Below are 2848 nucleotides of genomic sequence, written 5' to 3'. Positions count from 1 at the left end.
TTTAATAAAATTAAACACAAACGTACTATTTTTTCAGTCTTTGCATTTTAAAAAACATAGCTCAATCCAGCTGAAACTTTCCAAGAATCATCCTTTGAGAAATAATATTTATAATCTCCATATACAGATAATCCATTCCATAGATTTCCAACCTCCACCTTCATACCAACCTCTTGAGAGAATCTATTTTTGTTTTCTATATCTATCTTCCCTGTCTCTTCTCCAAGAGATTTTATTTTAAACTTTATGTTGTCATCAATACTGTTTAGATCTTGTTTTAATCCAGCGTTTATAGATAATTTCAAATTAGTTTTATGAATATCAAACACTCTTCCTATGTCTGCACCTATATATGCAGTATTTAAAAATCCTTTCATCTCATCAATATCTAGGTTATATGTTCCACCACCTTCATTGATTCTCTTTTGAAATACTCCCATAGACTCGATTCTTCCTTCAGGTTCTATAAATATTGATGATAAATTATATACTTTAGATACTTTTCCCATACCTCCAACATACCAATTTTTAATATCTGAATTTAAGCTCTCATTCAACCTTTTATATTCTACGCCTGTTAAATCTCCATTATATTTCAAATATTCTAGATTTACATCTCTTGTCAAATCTCCTTTAGAGTATCCTAAGAAAACTCCTCCAAAAGCATTTACATCATCTTTATTGTAGTTTAAGTACCCCGTTCCTTGAAATAGATTGTCCTCTCTTTTTCCTGCGCCCTCTTTAAAATCGCTATCCATTCTTGTATAGCTTAAAATCCATCCAGTACTGAGCTCACTATTCAATGGATAATTTTTCCCTAAAAATACACTATTTAAACTCTCATCATAACCCAAATTCCCATCCCTAGAACCTTTTCTGAATTTTTCAAAAGAGTATCCCAAAATATAGCTCTCTTTCCCTGTCGCCTGTGTTTTTCTAGATATTTGATCTATAATTGTATCGTTTCCAAATGTTATTGCATCTTTTGTTTGATAGATTAAAGTTGGAAAATATTTTCTTCCAAAAATCTCATCCACTCTTTTTTCAAAATCCTGATTGTTATCTGCTGATATCAAGGCATCAAACATATCGTCCTTTTCACCTGAATTTGAATCGTAATATATATCTTCTAAATATTCACCTATCGAATCATTTGTTAATACTTTGAAATTTTTTCTTTGGGATAAAATAAGTCCATTTTCAGTTTCAATATCATAGACAATACTGTTGCTTTTTATACTTTTAGCACTGTCAATAATCGATTGATCCAAATTTAAAATTGCCGAGTCAGTATATCTTTTTTCCAAATAACTCTGTCCTATATATATATCCTGCTTTAGGTGCAGATTAAGAGGTGTTATTGTCCCACCTTTTTCCATAATCAACTTCCCTTTATTATATGGAATACTCACACCATTATTATTTAAATTTATAACAATTTTTCCCCAGTTATATAGATTCCCTCCTGTCACTAAAAATCCATTCTCCCCTAAATTTATAGTTCCACTTGCTTTATTGACTCCAACCGCTCCACTTGATAGATTGAATGCAAAATCAAATACATTTGAGTTTTTTGCAGAAGATACATCCGTTGCATATAGATTTATGTTGCCGTTATTTTCTAAAACCACATTTCCTACACCCGCCATTCCACTAAATCCTTGTATTGTATCAGTTGTAGAAACTCCAATATTTATTGTCCCGTTGTTTATAGCAGTTCCACTATTTGAAACATGCATCCCACTGCTTGGATATAGTAGAGCATTATTTCCTGAATTTAATGTGGTCATTGTAATTGTACCATCATTTGTTATACTCCCTTTGGATACATACATTCCAACTCTTCCATCAGCCATAGTTATATCCCCTCTATTTATACCTGTTCCACCATTGATAACATATATTCCCGCATATCCATTGGTGTTTGATATTGTTCCATTATTTTCTAGTGTTCCTAGTCCAGATATATTCATTCCTGCAAATGAATACCCTGCTATTGTCCCATTATTTTCAAATTTTGTACCGGAAGTCCCACCACTGACATAGACTCCCATAGCCTGACTATCATCAAGATTTATTGTTCCAGATGAACTATTTTCTCCAGTTGAATCCCCCGATAATTGGATTCCATTTCCGACATCCGACACATTGATAACACCGTGGTTCACAGCTCTTCCCTTGCCCTCTATACTCATACCGACACCCGCAAAAGAGTTTACATCTATAGTTCCCGATGTTCCATTAACTATCTCTCCCCCTCCTGACCCCTGCATTCCAATCATTGTTGCATACTCTGGATTTGTATTTAAAGTTATTGTGTTGTTATTGGTTATGGTATAACCTGTCATAATACTTCCCATTCCTATATCATTGGCAGCTGAAAGAGTCAAATCTCCTCCAAGCGGAGATTGACCTGTAAAAAGATTATTCCCCTCATAAAAAACTTTGTTGTAAAATATATATTTTGGTGGAGCCGGTATTGAAGGATTTGGAGTAGGTTTTGGATTTGGAACTATTGGCGGTGGCTGGATATCTGGAGTCTCCGATTCTTCCAATTTAAAATAACCCCCCCTTTTTATTTTATAATCTATCTCGTTATTTTTATAGTAGTTAAAATCTGTCCAAAATATGAGTCCTTTCTCTTCGCTTGAAAACGAGTTTACACTTTGTAAGGCTAAAATTATCAGTAATAGTTGCATCTTTTTCATTCTACCACACTCCTAATTTTTTAAAATCATTTGAATTTATGTACTATTTCATTTATGTATTTCCTATAAATTTTACGATAACAATAAAAAACTCTCCGGACAATATTTCACAAAATACTGTCCGGAGAGTCTATTATTTT

General features: G+C 32.9%; 1 protein-coding gene. It reads right to left on the bottom strand.

The features are described 5' to 3' along the window. Window positions 1–47: 47 nt before the first annotated feature. Window positions 48–2708, bottom strand: a complete 2661-nt coding sequence (locus Q0V67_RS10310; protein ID WP_297599326.1) for an autotransporter domain-containing protein — start codon at window positions 2706–2708, stop codon at window positions 48–50. Window positions 2709–2848 lie beyond the last annotated feature (140 nt).

It is taken from the genome of uncultured Cetobacterium sp. (genome assembly GCF_947072685.1).
GTDB lineage: Bacteria > Fusobacteriota > Fusobacteriia > Fusobacteriales > Fusobacteriaceae > Cetobacterium_A.
Note: the sequence above shows the minus strand (reverse complement) of the source record. Positions and strands in the feature narration are given on the sequence as shown.